Here is a 20,754-nt window from a genome sequence, read left to right as displayed (position 1 = left end):
TTAAATTTCAACAAAATTAATCTGGATGTGAAATGAACGCAATGACCATAATCATGTACGATCTTTTGCATTACTTCTGTAAAGATTATATTTTGAGGAAACCTATACTGCCACTTTTGTTACACATCCAACAAGTTTATAACTTATTGTGTATAGAAATCATTAAAAAATCAGTGAAGGGCTTTTTTTAATGTTCCCCGTAGCCAACATCATCCATTTTGCCCTTGAATACACGATATTGTATTACCATATAGAAAATGACCAATACCAATGCTATAAAGAACCAATTCATACCTACGGATAAACCATAGTCGTGAGCAGCAACATTATTCAAGGTCAATGAAGGGTTCAAATCATTCGTAGACGGTAATAATTTAGGAAATATGGATGCAACGGTTGAAGACAAGCCTCCCAACAAAAACAATGAGGAAAACAAAAATCCCATACCGTGCTTTTTAAAGGCCCTTACTTTGAACAAGCCGAACAAGCCCACAAAAGTTATAATCGGGAATATCCACATTAAGGGATATTTTATGAAATTATGAAAAGGATCAGGTTCTATTATATGCCAAACCAACAATGAAACAACCACTAAGGCCAGCAATACGAAATTCAGGATAAAGACTGTTTTTTTCAATTTTTCATTTATACTGGAATTCGTTTTGAATATAATCCAATTGGCCCCATGGATGGTCAAGGCCACCACACTAACAACACCCAAGAACAACGTAAACCAATCGATTATACCCAATTGTTCGGCTTGGGGGCTGAATGAAGCGTTCCATAATGGCAAAAAGAAATAATGGGCCTCTTGGGTAGAAACCCCATTTTCGACCATTCCTAAATTAACACCCCTTACCACATTACCAAGGGCTACACCAAAGAACAGTGCCAACAATAAACTGGCAACACCAAAAGCCTTGTCCCAGATCAATTCCCATAAACTATTATGCACCTGCCCCCTCAACTCCAAGCCTATGGCCCTGAAAATAAGCAACCATAGTATCATGATCAATGGAAGGTAAAATCCGCTGAAAGAAGAAGCATAAAGTGTAGGGAACGCAAAAAACAATACGCCCCCGGCTGCAATCAACCAAACCTCATTTGCGTCCCAAAAGGGTCCGATAGCACTGGTAATGGCTTTTTTGTCCTTCTCTTTTTTTGCAAAAAACAAATGAACTATTCCTGCTCCGAAATCATAGCCATCGAGAACCACATAGATGGCCAACATTGTTACTAAAACGATATACCAAAATAATTCCATATTCAATGTTTTATAATGTGAGGACCTTTATTGATGATTTTACCGACCAGCATTAGGAACAAGAGGCCCAATAACAAGTAAAGCCCTATAAAACCTAACAAAGTAAATAACGTGTTTCCTGAAGAAACAGTTGGAGAAGCCCCTTCGGACGTACGCAATAGATTATAGACCAACCAAGGTTGGCGTCCCAGTTCCGAAGTATACCATCCTGTAGTATTGGCTATATATGGGAACGGCAGCATGAACAGTAACGACCATAATATCCATTTGGTCTTATATAATTTTTTTCGAAATAATTGAACGGTAGCAACAAGCATCAATGCTATAAAAATAGTTCCCAAACCGACCATTATATGATACGAATAGTAAAGTCCGGGCACATTGGTAGGATAATCCTTGGCATCAAATTCGTTTAGTCCTTTGATCTCTGCATTCCAATCCTGATAGGTTAAAAAGCTCAAGATATTGGGAACCGCTATTTTATTGTCCAATTTTTTCTCGAGCATATTGGGTTGACCGATCAGTACGATTTCCGACCCTCCTTGTTCGGTCTCGAAAATACCTTCCATGGCCGCAAAGGTCACTGGCTGGTGTTTTACCACATTTTTAGCAACCATATCACCCGTTGGGAAGGCTACCAGTATGCTGGATATAAGACCAAAAACAACCCCGGTTTTCACGAACAACTTACCGAACTCACTATGCTTATTATTCAGAATATAAAAAGCCCCAATTGCCGCTACGACAAAAGATGATGTAATTACCGAAGCCAATTGATTATGTAGGTATGACGGCCATAACCAAGGATTTGAAAATAGGGCAGAAAAGTTATTGAGTACGAATTTTCCGTTCTCCAAAATCTCATAACCCACAGGAAATTGCATCCAGGAGTGGGTGGCGATAATGAGGAAGCCACTTGCCCAAGAGCCTAAAAAGACCATTAAACCGGTCACAAAATGCAATTTATGCCCTAACAGCTTTTCACCAAAAAGAAACAGGCCCAAAAAAGAGGACTCCAAAAAGAAGGAGAACATACCCTCCATTGCCAAAGTTTGCCCGATAATGCCTCCGGTCAGTTCGGAAAACTTGGCCCAGTTGGTTCCAAATTGAAACTCCATCGGAATTCCGGTAACGACCCCCATCGCAAAATTGAGGGCGAAAATCCTCATCCAGAATTTTGCCGCTTCATTGTATTTCTCCAATTTAGACCTAAGGAACTTCCATTTGAAATAGACGATCATCAAGGACAGCCCCATGGTCAATTGTGGAAAGAGATAGTGAAAGGTAATCGTGAACGCAAATTGCATCCTGTCATAAAAAAGCATGTCTTCCATACCAGAAATTCTTTAAATGAATGTATATAAAATAGAGCTTGAATCCATGTTAAGAAGCATCAAATGTCACTTATCAATAAGAGAAAAACCGTAACCTTTGTTACAATAATGTAAAATTAAAAAAAGTTGTCACGGCAAGTGCATTCAAACCTAATAATTTGAAAATAAATTGGTCATTGAAAAACTACCCGTTTCCATAAAAAAAGCCCTATGAATTAAATTCACAGGGCTTAACGTCATCAATAAAAAAATCCTATTTAAAACAAAACATGGGACAAACGATTAATCCCAATCCAACAATCTTTTTTGTCCTTCCAACTTTTGGATATCAGTTATATCCTGAGACATTTCAATGACCCCTTTATAGTTTTTGTCATTGTCTCGTATAGCGAAGTATCTGATATGAATGACCCTTCCTTTAAAATTGAACCAAAATTCTGCCACATCTTTGGTGCCTGCCTTAAATTCAGCTACAATCCTCAACACCATATCAACACTCTTGGGCGGATGACAAAAACGGACTTCCCTACCAATAATACCTTTACTCCTGGCAAATACCCTATCATCTCCCCTATTATAGAAAATCACTTTATCATTTTCATCTACATAAGTAATATCGACAGGTAAAAAACGCAACAATAAATTAACCTGTTCCGGGGTCATATAACCTTCATCATAATGAAAAGTGTTCTCTAAGGAAAAGGATAAATCCCGCTTTTTAAAATCTTCGCTAGGATGTACGTACTTCTCTTCAATAAAAGGGTAAGGGGATGGTTTCCGCAACAACATCCATCCAATCTCCTCATCCCCTTGATAAAACTCCTTCCATTCATCTTCTGTCAATAATTCCATTGCTGTAGGGAACAAACGCATATCCTCGATTCCCATTAACCTCTTGATCCCATCAATAAGGTACGGTAGGTTATCAACTATTTTTTCAATGTTTCTTTCAGCATTGTACATATTGATCAATCGGATCTGGTCCCTTAAGTTATCGTGAAAAGACCACATTCCCTGGCTCGGGCCGTTCCAACCATGTTTTTCCAAATAAGGAAACAATTGATTTTCCTTACGTTTGAATCTCTTTTCGATAGTTGTGAGTTGATTGTAAATATTGAAATACTTTTCAAAATCCTCAACGGGATCGGCCTCGTAAAGTTCCAACAACAAATCATTGATCAAAGCACCTTCCTCGTAATATACTTTAACAGGATGCCCAACGGGCAATGTTTCAACTGTGGGTAAAAATGAATTCATTATGCTATGATTTTTAAAGCTTTAGGTTTCAAAATATGTTTTTCGAAGTGCAAGTATTTATGTACCTCATTATGAAATTGTTGTAAACTTTGGTACAAGAATCGGTATGAATTACAGGCATCTTCCGGTGCGGTGTAGTTCGATGACAGGTCTGATATCTTATTGAACAGATCAACGATGGGCCTTTTCTCCGAAGAAAGGGTTTCTATTGCTCTTTTTAGCGTTTTTATCTGTTTCATTGTAATTTCTGCCCTAGGATGGTCCAACCTCAATATATCATCGATTGCTGGAAAAAAGCTATCCAAAGTACTTGCGATTGTCCTATTTGTATACGCTCTAATTTTCTGAAGATGTTCATTTATTGCCACAACCTCAATATGACTATCACCATGCACATCGGCAACTTTAGAGGCCAATGGCATTATAAGTTCAAAACTATTATTTATGGTTTGATGGTATTCATTTTGCGCCATTTGCATAAGCGAACCAAGGTCATGATCGGTTAGGCTGCCCGTTCCATTGATTTTGTCGTTAACCGATTCAATCTCATGCTTTAAGACTTCAAATGCAATATCTTTTTCCTTACATACTGCTTCCAAGGTCATACCTCCCCCACAGCAAAAATCTATTTTATATTTACTGAAAATATGATCTGACCCCAAATTTTTGGAGACTACTTCAGCGACTGTATTTTCTTTTACTATTGCCATAGCATAGTTTTTAGTAGTATATTTATTAAAGATTAAAAGACTTGTTTATCTTTAATACAAAGAAAACAGTCTTTATAAATCTAAATTATGATAAATATCAGTTTATGAATAAAAGTTGCCTTAACTTTGTATTGTGAACAAATATCGCAGGACCATAACGACCTTATTCTTGGTTTTAACCCTCGCCAGTAGTTTAAAAGTTGCCGGCACCCTTGGCTATTATGCACTGTTCACCGATGATTTTATTGAGCGCTATTGTGAAAATAAAGAGCGGCCCGAACTACATTGTGATGGCAAGTGTTATTTGGCGAAAATGCTCTTGCAAGAATCCAATGATGATAATCCGCCCATAAATGTTGAGCTATTAAAAAACGAAACTGTTCTCTTTTTAGAAAAAAGTCCTGTTTTTGAGTTTATAGGTGACAAAGATTCGGTTATAGCCAATTATCAGTACACGAATCACTACGAATACAACTACCAAAAAAAGCCCACCCACCCACCACGCATGTAGCATTTATTCCAATTCTTTTCTATGGTGGGCAGTACATTTTAACGTATTGTCCCTCAGCCTTTTTTAACTATACTAAAAAGAATCAACAATGAATGCAAAACATTTAATGGTGATTACTTGTACCCTGTTAGGTCACTGGATAAGTGCCCAAAATTTTAAGGGGCAGGTCTTTAACCAAAAGAATAACGTACCCGTACAAGAAGCTCATATATTATTGAACAACAAACCCGTTGGCCATTCGGATGCCGATGGATATTTTGAGATTACCCTCCCAGTGAAAGGTGCCGATTTAACCATATCCCATATTGGATATGAATCTGTTGAAAAACGGGTTACCCCACAGAAAAAGGTGGAATCTTTCTATCTTAAAGAAGCGCCCATAAGTATTTCGGGTGTTATTGTAAGCGGAAATTCTAAAATGGATCCTGTTTTCACTTTAGAAACCAATGACTATGTAAAGAAGATCGTGCAGCCCAGAAATGTTGCCGACCTCTTTACGGACGTAAACGGTTTTGCTTTGATAAAAAGGGGCAATTATGCGATTGACCCTAGTTTTAGGGCTTCCCAATATGAACAATTGAATGTTCAGTTCGACGGTGGTACTAAGGCCATGCACGCCTGTCCAAATAGAATGGACCCCATTACCACACATGTGATCCCTGAAGAAATTGAAAAAATAGAGATTATCAAAGGTCCGTACACGGTTCGTTACGGAGCTACTTTCGGGGGCATAGTCAATCTGGTCACCACTATACCGGATGCCAGTGATTACGGTCTACATGGCAGTGTACATGGTGGTTATGAGAGTAACGGGGGTTCCTTGGTTTCTATGGCCCGTTTACAACAGGCCACAGAAAAATACGATATTATGGGAAATATTGGCTTCAGGGATTTTGGGAATTATGAAGATGGGGATGGTATCGAGATTCCTTCTTCTTTCCGAAGTTTGGATTATGGATTGAAAGCCGGCTATAATTTTACGCCCAACCAACGCTTGCAAGCCCACTGGAGACAGTCTTTCGGAAGGGATGTTCTGCATGCCGGATTACCTATGGATACTGATTTGGATGACAGCAGTATCCTATCTCTGGATTATAGATTGACCGGTCTAAAAGGCATGCTAAAAACCATAGATGCCAAACTATATTATAGCTATGTAGACCATATTATGAGCAATGCGAACAGACCAAGTTTTATGATGACGGATGCCGTTTCTAAAATCAATGCTACAACTGCTGGGGGAAAAATCGAATTCAAACTGAAACCTAGTGAAAAAACAATGTTTTTTACAGGATTGGATGCCATGCACATTGCCCGAGATGGGAACAGAACACGGATAATTCAAAGTTCAATGATGGAATTCACTGATAAAGTGTGGCAAGACTCTTACATAAATGACCTGGGGCTTTTTGCCGAAGGCAAATACAATTTAACCCAAAACACCATACTTACCGCAGGATTGCGCTATGATTTGGTTGTTTCGGAAATCAGAGACCCGGAAGCTGATTTTGCGGCCTTATACCCAGATTTGGATAAAAGAAACGAACATAATTTAAGTAGTACGGTCTCTCTAAAATATGTTCCCAATAATCAATTTATAATGGAATTGGCCTATGGTAGAGGTGTTAGATCCGCCAATATGATCGAACGTGTTATCAATCATTTTACTGTTGGTCAAGATTCTTATGAATATATAGGTAACCCTAATTTGGATGCAGAGGTCAACAATCAATTCGAGATTGGGTTTTCCGGTAGGCTTCCATTATCCCAAAATTCAACCGATCACTTTAACTATAGCAGTTCTTTCTATTATTCTTTTTATGACAACTATATCGTAGCGGTAATCGATGAAAGCCAAACCCGAAAGTTCATGCCAACCAGCGAACCTGTAAACCCCAAGGTTTTCAGGAACTTGAACAAGGCTTACAAAACCGGATTCGAGATTTCCGCTGGGGTCGATTTTCTAAATGATTTCAACTTTACATCTGAATTGGCTTATGTCTATGCCAAAAACAAGGATTTGAACGAATCATTACCCCTTGTGCCGCCTTTGACCACTAGTTTCAAATTTGGCTTTGAGAAAGAAAAATTTTGGGTGAATGCCACATATAGAATTACCTCCAAACAGGATAATATTTCTTTATCCTTTGGAGAAACCACTACTCCGGGCTATGAGGTCATGGATCTTCGTTTGGGTGTTGTACCATTCAAAAACCTGACTTTGGGGGTTGCTGCACTCAATGTCTTTGATGAGACCTATTACAACCATTTGAATTTCTCATTCAATAATCAAGCGGATTTTACCAGAACTCCAATTAACGACCCTGGTCGTAATTTAACCGCTTTTGTACAGTATAAATTTTAATACAATTGAAAACGGGGGCCAGTGCCCCCGTTTATTTTCCCCTTTATTTGTTTATTCATTTTTTAAAGGTATAGGCAACCCCGAACATGATCATATCGGTGGTCATGTCATAAGAAACCTCGCTTCCTGGTATGGCCCCATAAGGAGGATATGCCTGAACGAACATAGGATTCAATAGGGGTCCACTTGTTGCATCACCACTAGCTCCATGATGATAAACGGCATCCAACGAAAAATTATCGTTTATTTCATATGAAAAACCAACTTGGTAAGCATTTTTAATAACTGCCGTTGCCGGAATATTGAAAAAGGTAACCTCATCGTTGATTGGATTACTACTGTAGGTATATCCCAAGCGAATCGGGAATCTATCAATACCCTTATACTGTATTCCCGCTGAGATGATCGAAATATTTTCCCATCCAAAACCAGCGACAGATGCAGTTTCTGTCCATCCTGTTGTAGAAAAACCATCCGTATTTTCATAGTCCACCATTCGATAATCCAAGGCCAAATCAACATTACCTAACGAGTACCCTAAACCAAGGGAGTATATCGCGGGATAATCCATATTAAAATCATTAGTTCCGGTAGACCCATCTAAATAGGTATTATCGAACTCGAAATCCCCAAAAGATTGAGTGGTCTTATATGAAGCCCCTGCTTTAAATCCTTTGCCCGAATCATAAAAAACACCGAATTGTGCCCCAAAACCAAGAGCAGTTGCCTTGTCCGTTGAGGGGTAACCTGCGGTTTGACTTGGATTTGCTGTCGGATTCGGCATTAATTCCAAGGTTGCATAATTCATGGTCGGCTCAATACCTACCGAAAACCTTTCTGAAATTTCATAAGCATATGTGAACCCTATTTGCAACAAAATGTAATCGGATTCAATGGCACCAAAACCTCCCATACTTTGCGGCATGTTAATAGGATTACTGGTACTTTCAGGAAAAGTAACACCAAAACCACTGATACCGAATGCCGATGCCCCAAAAGTATGTTTACTTCCCTCTTTGCCCCAAACCATTGCAAGGGCCGGCATAGGGGAAACACCCCTGTCATCCTCAGTTGTACCACTGAAAAAAATACCGGTAGGTTGGCCTTCCCCATCAAATTCGGGAACGGTTGAATAAAGTTGGGGAGATGAAAAGAACAGCCCCATATCGAACTTTATTATTTTATCATCAAAAGTTGAAATGGAAGCAGGGTTCCATTGAAGTGCTCCGGAGATATCCAAAGGTTGGGCTGTAGCAGCTCCTCCCATAGACATATTAACAGCTCCTACACCTTGCATAATATGGCCCGACTGGGCCAAGGCAGCAGTTGCGAAAATCAAAAAAAAGGAATTCAGGAATAATCGTTTCATAAGAGTTTGATTTTAGTGGAACAACCTGTGTGGTCATACAACGATATAACTGTTGCCCAATCATCACAAGTTGTCGGTTTAGTTTTGTATTAAATAAATATATAAAACATAACTATCTGATATAATGACATTTATCATAGACCCAAATTACAAGGGCCGAATCCTTGGCATAGCTGTATTTTACTACTATTTTAGGATACACCGAAAAACGGTTTTAGGGTATAGGCATAGATGCATCAAACATTTTTGTAACAAATGTTACAAAGAACATTGGATTGTAATTTAACCGATTAACCTGCTTTCCTAAAATTAAAAAACCGGTCTTACTGCTAATCTTCATAAAATAAAGATAAAAAAACGGGTGTTTAGTACATGGATCTTTATTGTTTTTAAACTTAAAACGGTTTTTTCAATCCTAAATAACATCAATGAAATTCCGCTTAAAACGTACCTCAACCGGGTTTTTGTCAATGAGCCCCGTCATGGGGAAAAAATAACCATTTAACTATCTTTATGATTAAGTGTAACTTTTGTTACAGAGTTTACCCTTAAAATATACCTATCTTAAAACCTTGAATCTCAACCCATAAGATGAAAAGAAGAAATTTTGTTACTAGAACTGCTTTAGGCTCATTAAGTCTGTTGATCGGAGCAGAGGTCGTCTTTGCCGATACAATGCCCAAGGGTTATCGACCACTGGCCATACAGGATCCTGACCCCTTTAAAATGTTCAACAAGGACAAGGGCATGGAAGTTCTTAACGATAAACCATGGAATATCGAAGCAAAAGCCCATTTGCTGGATGATAAGATAACGCCGAATTCATCAATGTTCATTCGTAACAATGGCTTAATTCCAGAGAACATAGATGCGAGTACATGGACATTGACCATAGACGGGGAATCGGCAAATGAATCGAAGACCTATTCCTTGGCAGAATTGAAAACAAAGTTTCCGCAATATACCTATCAATTGACATTGGAATGTGGCGGAAATGGCAGAAGTGAATTTGACCCTCCTGCTAAAGGGAACCAATGGACGGTCGGTGCCGTATCCTGTGCCAATTGGACGGGAATTCGTCTGCGCGATGTACTTGAAGATGTCGGTATAAAAAGTGATGCCGTTTATATAGGTTACCACGCTGCCGATGTTCACCTTAGTAGAGACCCTCAAAAAGAACCTATATCAAGGGGCGCGCCTATGCCAAAAGCCATGCAGGACGAAACCCTTATCGCTTTTAAAATGAACGGAAAGGATATTCCATTGGCTCATGGCTACCCATTAAGATTGGTGGCAGGTGGTTGGCCTGCTTCAGTCTCAGGTAAATGGCTTACCAGAATCAGTGTAAGGAACATAGTACATGACGGTACCAAAATGACCGGTACGGCTTATCGGGTTCCTTGTAATCCCGTTGCTCCCGGAGAAAAGGTAAAAGACGAGGATATGTGCATCATAGAGTCAATGCCCGTTAAGTCCCTGATTACTTATCCCAAAACCGGAGCAACCATTAAAGAAGGAAAATCTTTGAATATCCGTGGACATGCTTGGGCAGGGGAATTGGAAGTGTCAAAAATGGAATACTCCATAGACTTTGGGTCTACTTGGAGTGATTGCGAACTTGAAAAACCCACGAATAGATTGGCCTGGCAACATTTTGCGGCAAACGTGGACTTTCCTAAAAAGGGATATTATGAAGTTTGGGCCAGAGCAATGGATTCCCAAGGAATAAACCAACCCATGTTGTTACCGGGCTGGAATCCTAAAGGATACTTGAACAATGCATGCCATAGAATTGCTATAAAAGTAGTATAGATGGAGGATCAAACGAAATTCAAACTACAAGTTAAGGCCATATATCGATTGCTATTAGGTATTTTCGGTTTGTTCGCCATTGCCGCTTTTACCATTCTGGTTGTTCTATTGAACCCGAATATGCTTAAAAAATCAAATTCCCAGATTGAAGAAATTGCGGTGGAATATACAGCGGTACCTTCGGAAGAAGATTTTGACAAAATAGAAAACGGGGTACATGTACGCACCGGTTTGGTCGATGCAGAAGGATTAATGACCGTAGTGAACAATTGTACCAATTGCCATTCAGCTAAATTGGTTACCCAAAACAAAATGAATAAAGAACGGTGGATATCGACTATACGTTGGATGCAGGAAACCCAGAATTTATGGGATTTGGGGCCTAACGAAGACATTATCATTAATTACTTGGTAACCAATTATCCACCGACAAAAAAAGGTAGAAGGGAAAATTTGAAGAATATTGAGTGGTACACCCTAAATTAGAAAATATAGCCGTATCAATTCTCTCCTAGTTTCCTAATCACAAAAAACAATTATAAATAGCCTCGATATGGGCCGTAATTCACAAAATAAGCAGGCCAATATGGGCAATGAAAACAGTTCAACTTAAATAAAAATGCTATGGAAAAATATGTAGACGCCTTTGTAAACTCCTTTTTAGGGAGTGTTGATTGGACTTGGAAGTCCATTATCTTTGAAGTTCCCTGGTACACGAATTATTTCTGGGGATTAACCGTTATCTCTTTGGTTGTATGGGGACTTGAAATCGCCTTTCCTTGGAGAAAGGAGCAATCGATATTTCGTCGGGATTTTTGGTTGGATGGTTTTTATATGTACTTTAACTTTTTCTTGTTCGCTATTGCCATAAGTGGTTTTTATAAATTATTGGGATTGCTATTCAATGATTTGGGAATTTCCTCTAAAAGTCTTACCATCTTAGACCTTTCATCACTTCCCATGTGGGGCCAGCTGATAATTTTCTTTATCATTCTGGATTTTGTTCAATGGTTTACCCACGTATTGTTGCACAAATATCCTTTTCTATGGAAGTTTCATAAAGTGCACCATTCAGTAAAAGAAATGGGATTTGCCGCACATCTTCGTTATCACTGGATGGAAAACATTATCTATAAGCCTTTAAAAACCCTTGGGGTAATGGTCTTGGGAGGCTTTGAACCCGAACAAGCATATATTGTTCATTTTGTGGCCATTACAATAGGTCATTTCAACCATGCCAACATCAAAATAACCTGGGGACCATTAAAGTATATCATCAATAATCCGGTGATGCATTTATATCATCATGCCTATACATTGCCCAAGGGGACATATGGCATCAATTTTGGCATTAGCCTTAGCCTATGGGATTATATATTCAAAACCAATTATGTTCCAGAAGACAGTGGTAATCTAGAATTGGGATTCCCTGGGGATGACAAGTTTCCGCAGGATTTCTTTCACCAAAATATTTATGGCTTTGGTAAAAAGAAAAAAGAGTGATAGTTGAACCTAAAGCTTCTTTTCGATAAACGATTAATTGCCCGTAACATATAGTTCCCTGCCATTCTGGGGCTGTTCATTCCTATAATTGTTTATGGGCATTAATTCTTTTAGGAGGTTGACCTGCTCCAAAGAGACCGTGATAGGTTCTTTTAAGATATACCAATTAACACCTTCGGTGCAAGGGGGCGTTGTCAGGGAACCGGTATAGAAGAAGTAATCTTTATTCTCCGGTAAATTGTGGTTCATATTAAAAGGGCGATCCACCTTTTTGTTCTCCCCCGCTTTAAGTGGTAAAAAACTTTCCAGAAAATCGAAAGGTAAACTGCTGGCACCTTCCTTGGCCATAACCGAAATCACGGTATACTGTCCAGAATCGTTGATATGTACCAAATGCATTTCCAACGGATAACGGACCCCATCAATAGTATGCTCCGATGGTTCATGAAAATGCACTTGTTTTAAATCGTATTTTAAACCATTTACCATGATATAATCACCTGATTCGAAATTATATTGAATACTATGGCCGTTATTGGTAACATCATGTATTTTAGTCTCCTCCGCGTAATGTAGGTCTATACGCTTCAAACTATTGTTTTCTTTGTAATTCACCATATTAATGGGGGATTGAAACTTCCCGTTACAATCAGATTCAACCTCTATCTCTGCCCAATGTTCCGGACCTGTTTCACCTGCATAGCTCCAATGTTTATGGGCTTTACCATGCTCAGGATTTTCAATTGCGGAAGTACTTTGAGGGGTAGTTGATCTGTTTTCTTTACAGGCACCCAACATTATTAAGAGAATGAGGGTGTAAATAGAATATTTCATTAGGTAATACGTATTTAATACTAGGATAAAATTCACTTTGAATAACCCAATAATGGAAATCCGAATCGAAATTAAATCTATTATTTAAGTATTAAAAGCGTTAAGGTTACTTTTTATCAAAAACAATACTCCATACGCCCCTTACTTGATTCTCATTATAGCCAAGGGCTTGATCTTTAGGATATAAAGCCTTTAATGTACTTAAGGTTTCCCCTGTCACTTTTTGGTTAGGCACACCATGACACTGAAGGCACATGGTATTCGTGGTTATGGGATAATAAAAATGCACTTCATTATTTATTTCATCTATCATGGGACTGATATCCTTACCATCTGCAACCATTTGTTTAAAGGCCGTGATATACCCAAGCTCTTTGGAATTTGCCATATTATCAGGGTTTCTAGGTTTATCGGAAACCCTTTTTATTTTTGCTCCATGAACCGTTGCCATACTATCGGTTAATTTAATGGCCCTAACGTTACAGAATTCAACAGCACCCACAGTTCCTTTCTTTTCAATTGCCGTTATCAGGTTTTTACCTAATTGTGCCTTGGTCGAAAGGGCATATTTCATACCCAAGGCATTATAATCGATAATATTTTGACCGGTACCCATACGCATTTGTCTACCCATTCCGTTACCATTGCCCATTCCCCTTCCCATACCTTGGCCCCTGCCATGGTTCTTTTGATAATGTTCCTCGAACCATTCTGGTTGGTCAATATCGTTTTCATAAAGATAATCGGCTATGAGTTTTATATCTTCTTTGGGATATGGCAAATAGGGCATTACGCCAAATCGTTGAACGGCTCCCGGCATTTTCGATTTTTCCAATGTTGGTTTATCGGCCCAATCCAAAAAATCATCTATAAATTCATTCTTGTCCGAAACACCCATTAGGTATCGCATTTTAACGGCTGCCATAGGTGGTGCCAATCGACTTTCTTCAGGAGTGGTCGAATCATGGCACGCATAACATTTGGTTTCCATGATTTTCTTTCCTGGATGGTCGGAAATCATGGTTGCTGTTTCGGGGGCGTTATCTATTGCGGTCGTCTCATTCTTCTTCGCATCCTTGCAACCGAAAAACAAGAGGATAATGGCAATGTGATATAGTGTTTTCATTCTTTCGCCATTTTACCCGTAGCACAACTTACAAAAGATTTTGCCTTAGAAGCCAGGGTGTTTTTACTATCAATGGAAGGATACCCCAAGTGCTGAAGTTTATCCTCGACTTTTGAAAGATCATCCGCCGTACCATAGGTAAATGTTACGGAAGAGTCTTCGGGTACAACCGTTACTTCTGAAATATTCTCTAATTCGGACAGTTTATTGGTAATGGTTCTGGCGCATCCGCCACATTTCAAGTTCTGAACTATAATCGTTTTTTTCATTGCTGAAATTATTTAGTTTGGTTGTTTAATCTTTTAACATTAGGATAAATGGGTTTATCACCATTGCATATAACCTCCTTTAAGATCATATACTTTTTCGAACCCCATATCCAAAACTTTGCGTGCCGCTTTTCTACTTCTGGCCCCTGATCTACAATACAGATAAACAGGTTTGCCCTTATCCAATTTTTCAAAAGAAGACCTAAAGCTTTGCCTCTGGAAAAGGTCTATGTTCACGGCTTTTCCAATATGTCCAGCCCTATATTCTCCAGGTGTACGAACATCTACCAATTGAACTTTTTTATTTTTTACGGCCGATTTAAAGGCTTTTGCATCAAGTACTTTGAACTTATCCGGGTCAAGGGCTTTTCCCCCAAAGAGTGAACTTAAAAATGACATTTGTTTCTTTTTTAATGAATCGATTCCGATTCAGATTAAAACAAGGGAACGACAGTAATGAATGTGTCCCTCCCTTGCTATCAACTAACTGCTTTTATAGGCACTTCTACATGATTATAGGACCTTATAAACGAGTTCTACAACCTTACAAAAGGTCTAAAATACCAATGAGTTAAAAGTATAATCGTTTCCCCGGTTATTAAGTAACATAGGTTACAAAGTTCATTACAATATGCATCCGTTACCTTGATCTCACCCCGCTTATCCCGAGCTTATTCAAAACCGCGTTATCAAAAAAATGAAGAACTTACGTTTTTTAAATGTTAACCAGCCTAATTTGATTTCTATGAAGTTCTATCTCTCCCAAGTTTTCAAGTTTTTTCAATAATCTTGAGATTACAACCCGGGAAGTATGTAATTCATAGGCAATTTGTTGATGAGTGGTACTGATATCGTTATCATTGGTTACTCTGGCCTTATCCCTTAAATATTTTAAAAGACGATCATCCATCCGCAAGAAAGCAATGCTATCAATGGTCTCTAACATCTCATTCAATCTATTGTGGTAGCTAAGTAGAACAAAATTTCGCCAGCTGGTATACTTCGCCAACCACTCCTCCATTTTTTGTATAGGGATCATGATCAATTTGGCATTGGTTTCCGCTATCGCCCTGATCTCGCTCTTGGTGTGCCCCATGCAACAGTTGAGGGTCATGGCACAAGTATCGCCATGTTCCAAGAAATATAACAATAATTCATCGCCATCACCATCCTCACGTAGCACTTTTATGACACCGGAAATCAACAAGGGCATAGACTTTACATATTCGCCGATTTCCATGAGTTTATGACCTTCATGAACCTCTCTATATGTTCCTGTCTGGTTAATTTCATTGATTAATTCCTCTTCAAAAATATGTCCGTAATTCGCTTGCAGTTCTTTAATCATACGATTATTGCCGAGATTTAAATTGTACACTAGGAGCGTATCAAAAATAACCCTCTAATTTTAAATTCTAAACCTTTAACCCGATTACTTTTTAAAAATCCATTGATTTTTTGGTAGAATTTTATAAAAAAACTGAAAAGCTTTTAATTCTGTAGATTCAACTCTTAAAAATGTACCCTAATCCTTAAACCAGGAGTTGACCAAACTTTGCTCATTTTGGTTTCCTTTTATATGTTCAAATTCGTTCTTGGCCAGATTATGTGTATAATCCTTACTCCATTCCTTATGGTTTTGGGCTATTTGAGCAATCGCGTCGCAGATAAAATCAATTTCGTGATTGGTCATTGTAGGGTGAATGGACATTCGGATCCAACCTGGTCTTTCCATTAAACAACCTTCCAAAATCATTTTTTCGATCGCTTTTGAGGTCAATTGGTCTACATGCAATAGAAAGTGCCCATAAGTTCCGGCACATGAACACCCTCCCCTTGTTTGAATACCGAATCTGTCATTCAAAAGCCGAACGATCAAATTATAATGGGCATCATCAATATAAAACGAAAAAATACCCAGCCTATCCTTATGTTCTTCGGCAAGTATGTGTAAGTTTTTAATTTTACCCAACTGCTGAAAAATTCGGCTATTCATCTCATTTTCACGAGCATGGATATTCTCCACACCCATTTTCTCCTTTAACCGAATAGCCAATGCCGTTCTAATGGCCTGTAAAAAACCAGGGGTCCCCCCATCTTCCCGAGTTTCGATATCATCTATATAATCATGGTCTCCCCAAGGGTTCGTATAAGTAACCGTGCCTCCTCCCGGGTTGTCGGGAATAAGGTTTTTATATAACTTTTTATTGAATACCAGAACCCCACTGGAGCCCGGCCCTCCTAAAAATTTATGCGGAGAAAAAAAGATGGCATCCAAATATTCCTCTTCATTTTCAGGGTGCATATCAATATTCACATAGGGCGCCGAACAAGCAAAATCCACAAAACAAAGTCCATTATTGGCATGTATCATCTTTGCGATCCTATGATAATCGGTCTGTATGCCTGTAACATTGGAACATGCTGTTATTGAAGCTATTTTTAGTGGGTGATCATAATATTTAGCCAATAAGTCTTGAAAACTGTTATAACAAATAAGTCCTTCTTCATTACAGGGTATCACTTCAACCTGGGCGATGGTTTCTAACCAAGAGGTCTGGTTAGAATGGTGTTCCATGTGTGAAACAAAGACAATAGGTCTTAATTCTTCAGGAATCTCGGTATGCTTGCGCAGGTTTTCAGATACTTTTAGACCTAAAATACGTTGAAATTTATTCACCGCACCTGTCATACCACTACCTACCGTAATCAATACGTCATCAGAATTCGCATTTACATGCTGCTTTATTTTTTTGCGTGCTTCATGGTAACCCATGGTCATCACCGAGCCCGTAAAAGAAGTTTCCGTATGGGTATTAGCTACAAAAGGACCAATAATTCCCGTTAGTTTATCCTCAATAGGACCATACAGCCTTCCACTTGCCGTCCAATCCGCGTATAGTATCTTCTGTTCTCCATAGGGGGATAAAAAAGATTGCCCTACCCCAACTATATGTGACCTAAATTGTTGAAAGTATTCTTCCAATCCCGAAGTTGTTTGCTTTGCACTGGTCGCTGTTCTTCCCATGACACATATTAATGATTGATAGGTAAATTTCCTTTATATTATTTGATAGATTAAAAAGTCAAAAATACCAATAGCATTTTAAAAATAGGTAAAACTTTTCACCTACACTTTTAATGTCTCTTTTTGATGCCTTTAAAATGCAACCAATATTATGATTTTCATATTAAAATGAAACCTAAAACACTGAAATTATGCTAATTAAATAAAAGAATGTAACAAATGTTACAAATAAAAAGGACTGTTTCCAATACATTGAAGAAATCAAAATAAAGAATTATGAAAAAAGATTTCGAAACAAAGATTATCGGATGGGCCTTTATCGTATCGGCCATATTGCTATGGGGGGGATGGTTCTTTTCGCCCCATCATTTGGGTGAATATATTGTGGCTTCTGACTTTGAAGAGATCAATAAAAACTTATGGACATGGATATGGTTATATCGTGTACATATCTTTGGATGGGTAATTATGGGCATTGCCATGTTCGCATTGACCGGAATAGCAACTAAGAAACCTTATCGTGTATTGATCTACCCTGGAACCGGAATGATAATCGTCGGTACCTTTACATTGGCGATAGCAGCCGCTTTTTATTATACATTTGGAGCCTGGGGTGTTGGTAATACAATGGGCAAAACACCCGAAGAGACCCAACAGATTATGGATGGATTACTATTTACGAACCATTATGTAACCTGTTTTGTTCGTTTTGGACGTGTATTTTCCGGTGTAGGACTGGTTATTTTAGGGTCGGCATTTGTAAAATGGAATATCTTGAACAAAGGATTAGGTTGGTTGACCATTGTTATGGGAATTGCCGCTATGGGCATTATAATGGGCATTCCTGATAACTTTGAAATATATAAGCCCATATTCCATGTTAAGGTTATTTGGCTTGTGTTAATGGGATCAACCTTATTGACCAAAGGCATAAACCTTCCAGATGTTAAGGATTAGAACTTTTATATACCTATTAAAAAAAGTCCCGAAAACTTCTTCGGGACTTTTTTTGCAATGAAAATCTAGGTTTTAATTAAACTGGTAGTCAAAGTCATTTGTATTTATCCACTCTATCATCTTTAATTACCCCGCTCCAATTTAAGCCAAATGCAAAGTCATAAAGATTACCATCGGCATCTTCATAAGGTTCCATATCCCTTGGTACATCTTCGAATTGGGTTTCAACAGTCTTCATATCAACCGGCATTTGAAAAGGAAGTAATGCCGAAGGCTCTATGTTACCCGAAATAATTTCTAATAAAGCCTGATCCTGAACACCCATGTGAATCAAAATGGCGCTTGCACTCTTCTCTATTTCAGAAAAGACCATAGGTTTCGAAACGTGAACTACTACGATTACCGGCTTATTTCCCATTTTTGATTTTGTATCATTGACCAAAGCCATATCCGTGGTATTATTGGTTTTTACCGATTTACCTTTGTACGAACGATTGGTGAAATCTTCAAACGGACTACCTCCTGCCAAACTTGTTTCCCTGGCATGGGTTGCCGTATAAGGACTATATTGTAAACTAATAGGTACGTACCCATTACCGCCTTTGTCCAAATCGGCCTTATCATAACCAACACCACCATCGGGACTATTAATACCCACCATGGCAAAATCAGCTTCATCGGCACTTTCTACTATTTCAAAATATTTGGCCACGACCTCATTGTTAAAAGGTGATTCGATTTTTTCCGGTGTTACGACACCCCACCAATTGGTACTTGGTGCAATATATCTTTTTGAAATAAAAACCTTCTTTTTAGTCTTAATGGGAAGTACTTTATTTTGATTTTTAAGCATGATCACTGAACGCAATTGAGCTTCGAAACCAGCCGTCATAAATTCCGGATTGCCTACGGTTTTTTCTGTTTCCGTAATCTCTAAATAGGGATTTTCAAACAAGCCTACCCTAAAAATATTCTTTAGTAAACGTACCGCAGAAGCTTCAAATCGTTGACGCATATAAGTTTCCCCATGCTCGGCAACACCCATTTTATAGGCCTCCAATATGGGTCCCATAGCATTATTCCCGCCAAATTGGTCCATACCTGCCTCGATAGCTTTATAATGCCGCTCTGCTACTGAAATGGTTTCTACACCCCAACTTTTGCCTTCAAACTTGTCCACTGCGGAAATATCCCTAGTAATAGCCCAATCCGTACATAATACACCATCATAGCCGTATTCCCCACGTAATACATCAGTGATCAAATATTTATTGAAGCCGTTCCCAACCTTTTCACCTTCACCGGATGAAATGGTATAATACGGCATAACCGCAGCTGCCTTTTGGGTAGGCCCATCTAATTTAAATGCTCCTTCGATAAAGGTTTGCATGTGATCCTTTATGTTCTTTCCAGGATAAACGGCATATGCCCCATAACCAAAATGGGCATCCCTACCTCCTTCTTCCGGTCCGCCACCTGGCCAATGTTTTACCATGGCATTGACACTTTCAAGTCCCCAATCCCCGTCTTCACTAGACTGGAAACCGTCTACATATGCCCTTGCCATATCTGTTGCCATATCGGGGTCTTCACCCATGGTGCCATCAAAGCGGCTCCAACGGGGTTCGGTTCCCAAATCTATTTGGGGTGAAAGAGCGGTAGCAATGCCTAAGGCACGATATTCTTTAGATGCTATTTCACCAAATTTTTGCATTAACATTGGGTCAAAAGATGCCGCAATACCAAGCGTTCCCGGCCACATTGAAATTGCCCCACCAGCGCCTGCATTGAATTCAGCATATGAATCACTACCATGCCTAGGGTCCGAACTGGTATTCACTGGAATACCAAAACCAATGCCCTCAACATAAGCTTGAGCATTATTATTCCATTGAGCAGCAATTGCAGGGGTTTCCACTTTAGTAATTAGAACATGTCTCAAATGATCTTCTTTTAGGAATTTCATTTGCTCATCTGAAAGATCACTGGCTTTAGCACCGCTTTCAGGAAAGGGTTTACCACCGTAGTTTGATGAACCAAAACCATGACTTGCACCAGGTATTGATTGGTGGGAACTGTAAAGCATGAGACCGGCAATATCTTCCAAAGTCATCTTGGAAGCCAAATCCTTTGCCCGTTCGTCAGCGGATAAACGCCAATCCTCATAAGGATCCAACCCTCCATTTTTGTTCAAGTCTTTGAAAGCGTATTTATCTACCGTTAAAAGGGTAACACCGGATTCAGGGGTATACCCCAATTCTGTTACGCCTTTGTTCTTAACACTTACATAACCGTCTTTTTGTTCTGTGGTGAAATTATTTCCGCAACTGCCCAGAACAAGTAGAATCGAAGAAATTCCTATGGCGTAAATTCTTTTGTATTGACACATATATCTATTTTAAAGATTTTACCGGC

The 20,754-nt window shown here is 38.9% G+C and carries 18 protein-coding genes; 6 read left to right on the top strand and 12 right to left on the bottom strand.

The window, feature by feature from the left end; translation table 11 throughout:
• Positions 1–187: 187 nt before the first annotated feature.
• From cydB to R3X28_RS05700, 4 genes are all read right to left on the bottom strand, one after another.
• Complete coding sequence (gene cydB / locus R3X28_RS05715) at positions 188–1,264, bottom strand: cytochrome d ubiquinol oxidase subunit II (RefSeq protein ID WP_317663188.1); 1,077 nt, start codon at positions 1,262–1,264, stop codon at positions 188–190.
• Between the two features lie 2 nt (positions 1,265–1,266).
• Entirely contained in the window at positions 1,267–2,598 is a 1,332-nt protein-coding gene (locus tag R3X28_RS05710; RefSeq protein WP_282056374.1) for a cytochrome ubiquinol oxidase subunit I, read from the bottom strand.
• A gap of 282 nt (positions 2,599–2,880) precedes the next feature.
• Positions 2,881–3,855, bottom strand: a complete 975-nt coding sequence (locus R3X28_RS05705) for a DUF438 domain-containing protein (protein ID WP_317663186.1) — start codon at positions 3,853–3,855, stop codon at positions 2,881–2,883.
• Entirely contained in the window at positions 3,855–4,565 is a 711-nt protein-coding gene (locus tag R3X28_RS05700) for a DUF542 domain-containing protein (protein WP_317663184.1), read from the bottom strand. Before R3X28_RS05700 ends, R3X28_RS05705 begins: the two co-directional genes overlap by 1 nt.
• Positions 4,566–4,698: 133 nt before the next feature.
• Between R3X28_RS05700 and R3X28_RS05695 the strand changes: the two genes are divergently transcribed.
• Together R3X28_RS05695 and R3X28_RS05690 are read left to right on the top strand one after the other, a co-directional pair.
• On the top strand, positions 4,699–5,076 hold the full coding sequence (locus R3X28_RS05695; protein WP_154369918.1) for a hypothetical protein: 378 nt from the start codon (positions 4,699–4,701) through the stop codon (positions 5,074–5,076).
• Between the two features lie 88 nt (positions 5,077–5,164).
• Positions 5,165–7,441 (top strand): TonB-dependent receptor domain-containing protein, encoded by a 2,277-nt coding sequence (locus tag R3X28_RS05690; RefSeq protein WP_317663181.1) that lies wholly within the window; start codon positions 5,165–5,167, stop codon positions 7,439–7,441.
• Between the two features lie 55 nt (positions 7,442–7,496).
• Here the strand turns inward: R3X28_RS05690 and R3X28_RS05685 are convergent, their stop codons facing one another.
• Positions 7,497–8,810 carry an OmpP1/FadL family transporter gene (locus tag R3X28_RS05685; RefSeq protein WP_317663179.1) on the bottom strand — a complete coding sequence of 438 codons (1,314 nt, stop codon included), beginning with the start codon at positions 8,808–8,810 and terminating at the stop codon, positions 7,497–7,499.
• Positions 8,811–9,401: 591 nt separating this feature from the next.
• On the opposite strand from R3X28_RS05685, the gene R3X28_RS05680 reads away from it, so the two are divergent.
• The 3 genes from R3X28_RS05680 (at position 9,402) to R3X28_RS05670 (ending at position 12,125) form a co-directional block, all read left to right on the top strand.
• Positions 9,402–10,622, top strand: coding sequence for a sulfite oxidase (locus tag R3X28_RS05680; RefSeq protein WP_317663177.1), 1,221 nt, complete (start codon positions 9,402–9,404; stop codon positions 10,620–10,622).
• Complete coding sequence (locus R3X28_RS05675; RefSeq protein WP_282056365.1) at positions 10,623–11,108, top strand: monoheme cytochrome C; 486 nt, start codon at positions 10,623–10,625, stop codon at positions 11,106–11,108. It abuts the gene before it with no gap.
• Positions 11,109–11,246: 138 nt separating this feature from the next.
• Positions 11,247–12,125: a sterol desaturase family protein gene (locus tag R3X28_RS05670; protein WP_154369929.1), complete on the top strand. Its 879-nt coding sequence runs from the start codon at positions 11,247–11,249 to the stop codon at positions 12,123–12,125.
• Positions 12,126–12,158: 33 nt separating this feature from the next.
• Here R3X28_RS05670 and R3X28_RS05665 read toward each other — a convergent pair whose 3' ends face one another.
• The 6 genes from R3X28_RS05665 to R3X28_RS05640 form a co-directional block, all read right to left on the bottom strand.
• Positions 12,159–12,959 carry a carbonic anhydrase family protein gene (locus tag R3X28_RS05665; RefSeq protein ID WP_317663173.1) on the bottom strand — a complete coding sequence of 267 codons (801 nt, stop codon included), beginning with the start codon at positions 12,957–12,959 and terminating at the stop codon, positions 12,159–12,161.
• 106 nt (positions 12,960–13,065) lie between these two features.
• A complete protein-coding gene (locus tag R3X28_RS05660) occupies positions 13,066–14,085 on the bottom strand; it encodes a DUF3365 domain-containing protein (RefSeq protein ID WP_317663171.1) in 1,020 nt (339 codons plus the stop codon).
• Complete coding sequence (locus R3X28_RS05655) at positions 14,082–14,354, bottom strand: heavy-metal-associated domain-containing protein (protein ID WP_154369935.1); 273 nt, start codon at positions 14,352–14,354, stop codon at positions 14,082–14,084. Before R3X28_RS05655 ends, R3X28_RS05660 begins: the two co-directional genes overlap by 4 nt.
• A gap of 57 nt (positions 14,355–14,411) precedes the next feature.
• Positions 14,412–14,753: a rhodanese-like domain-containing protein gene (locus tag R3X28_RS05650; RefSeq protein ID WP_154369937.1), complete on the bottom strand. Its 342-nt coding sequence runs from the start codon at positions 14,751–14,753 to the stop codon at positions 14,412–14,414.
• Positions 14,754–15,069: 316 nt separating this feature from the next.
• Positions 15,070–15,702 carry a Crp/Fnr family transcriptional regulator gene (locus R3X28_RS05645; RefSeq protein ID WP_154369939.1) on the bottom strand — a complete coding sequence of 211 codons (633 nt, stop codon included), beginning with the start codon at positions 15,700–15,702 and terminating at the stop codon, positions 15,070–15,072.
• 177 nt (positions 15,703–15,879) lie between these two features.
• Positions 15,880–17,382, bottom strand: coding sequence for an aminotransferase class V-fold PLP-dependent enzyme (locus R3X28_RS05640; RefSeq protein WP_317663168.1), 1,503 nt, complete (start codon positions 17,380–17,382; stop codon positions 15,880–15,882).
• Positions 17,383–17,658: 276 nt separating this feature from the next.
• Between R3X28_RS05640 and R3X28_RS05635 the strand changes: the two genes are divergently transcribed.
• The gene (locus R3X28_RS05635; protein ID WP_282056357.1) at positions 17,659–18,339 is read left to right on the top strand and encodes a hypothetical protein; all 681 of its coding nucleotides are present in this window, start codon (positions 17,659–17,661) and stop codon (positions 18,337–18,339) included.
• 94 nt (positions 18,340–18,433) lie between these two features.
• On the opposite strand, the gene R3X28_RS05630 is transcribed toward R3X28_RS05635, so the two are convergent.
• Positions 18,434–20,728, bottom strand: coding sequence for a glycoside hydrolase family 3 protein (locus R3X28_RS05630; RefSeq protein WP_317663165.1), 2,295 nt, complete (start codon positions 20,726–20,728; stop codon positions 18,434–18,436).
• Between the last annotated feature and the right edge of the window lie 26 nt (positions 20,729–20,754).

Origin of the sequence: Maribacter sp. TH_r10 (genome assembly GCF_033101095.1) — a bacterium.
In the GTDB taxonomy this organism is placed as follows: domain Bacteria; phylum Bacteroidota; class Bacteroidia; order Flavobacteriales; family Flavobacteriaceae; genus Maribacter_A; species Maribacter_A luteus.
This window is presented reverse-complemented; position numbering and strand designations above follow the sequence as displayed.

Bases quoted from the DNA above. Each gene is read 5' to 3' on its own strand.
- R3X28_RS05630 (WP_317663165.1), bottom strand. From the start codon at position 20,728: ATGTGTCAATACAAAAGAATTTACGCCATAGGAATTTCTTCGATTCTA.
- R3X28_RS05635 (WP_282056357.1), top strand. From the start codon at position 17,659: ATGAAAAAAGATTTCGAAACAAAGATTATCGGATGGGCCTTTATCGTA.
- R3X28_RS05665 (WP_317663173.1), bottom strand. From the start codon at position 12,959: ATGAAATATTCTATTTACACCCTCATTCTCTTAATAATGTTGGGTGCC.
- R3X28_RS05700 (WP_317663184.1), bottom strand. From the start codon at position 4,565: ATGGCAATAGTAAAAGAAAATACAGTCGCTGAAGTAGTCTCCAAAAAT.
- R3X28_RS05690 (WP_317663181.1), top strand. From the start codon at position 5,165: ATGAATGCAAAACATTTAATGGTGATTACTTGTACCCTGTTAGGTCAC.
- R3X28_RS05645 (WP_154369939.1), bottom strand. From the start codon at position 15,702: ATGATTAAAGAACTGCAAGCGAATTACGGACATATTTTTGAAGAGGAA.
- R3X28_RS05660 (WP_317663171.1), bottom strand. From the start codon at position 14,085: ATGAAAACACTATATCACATTGCCATTATCCTCTTGTTTTTCGGTTGC.
- R3X28_RS05655 (WP_154369935.1), bottom strand. From the start codon at position 14,354: ATGAAAAAAACGATTATAGTTCAGAACTTGAAATGTGGCGGATGCGCC.
- R3X28_RS05670 (WP_154369929.1), top strand. From the start codon at position 11,247: ATGGAAAAATATGTAGACGCCTTTGTAAACTCCTTTTTAGGGAGTGTT.
- R3X28_RS05650 (WP_154369937.1), bottom strand. From the start codon at position 14,753: ATGTCATTTTTAAGTTCACTCTTTGGGGGAAAAGCCCTTGACCCGGAT.
- R3X28_RS05640 (WP_317663168.1), bottom strand. From the start codon at position 17,382: ATGGGAAGAACAGCGACCAGTGCAAAGCAAACAACTTCGGGATTGGAA.
- R3X28_RS05710 (WP_282056374.1), bottom strand. From the start codon at position 2,598: ATGGAAGACATGCTTTTTTATGACAGGATGCAATTTGCGTTCACGATT.
- R3X28_RS05705 (WP_317663186.1), bottom strand. From the start codon at position 3,855: ATGAATTCATTTTTACCCACAGTTGAAACATTGCCCGTTGGGCATCCT.
- R3X28_RS05675 (WP_282056365.1), top strand. From the start codon at position 10,623: ATGGAGGATCAAACGAAATTCAAACTACAAGTTAAGGCCATATATCGA.
- cydB (WP_317663188.1), bottom strand. From the start codon at position 1,264: ATGGAATTATTTTGGTATATCGTTTTAGTAACAATGTTGGCCATCTAT.
- R3X28_RS05685 (WP_317663179.1), bottom strand. From the start codon at position 8,810: ATGAAACGATTATTCCTGAATTCCTTTTTTTTGATTTTCGCAACTGCT.
- R3X28_RS05680 (WP_317663177.1), top strand. From the start codon at position 9,402: ATGAAAAGAAGAAATTTTGTTACTAGAACTGCTTTAGGCTCATTAAGT.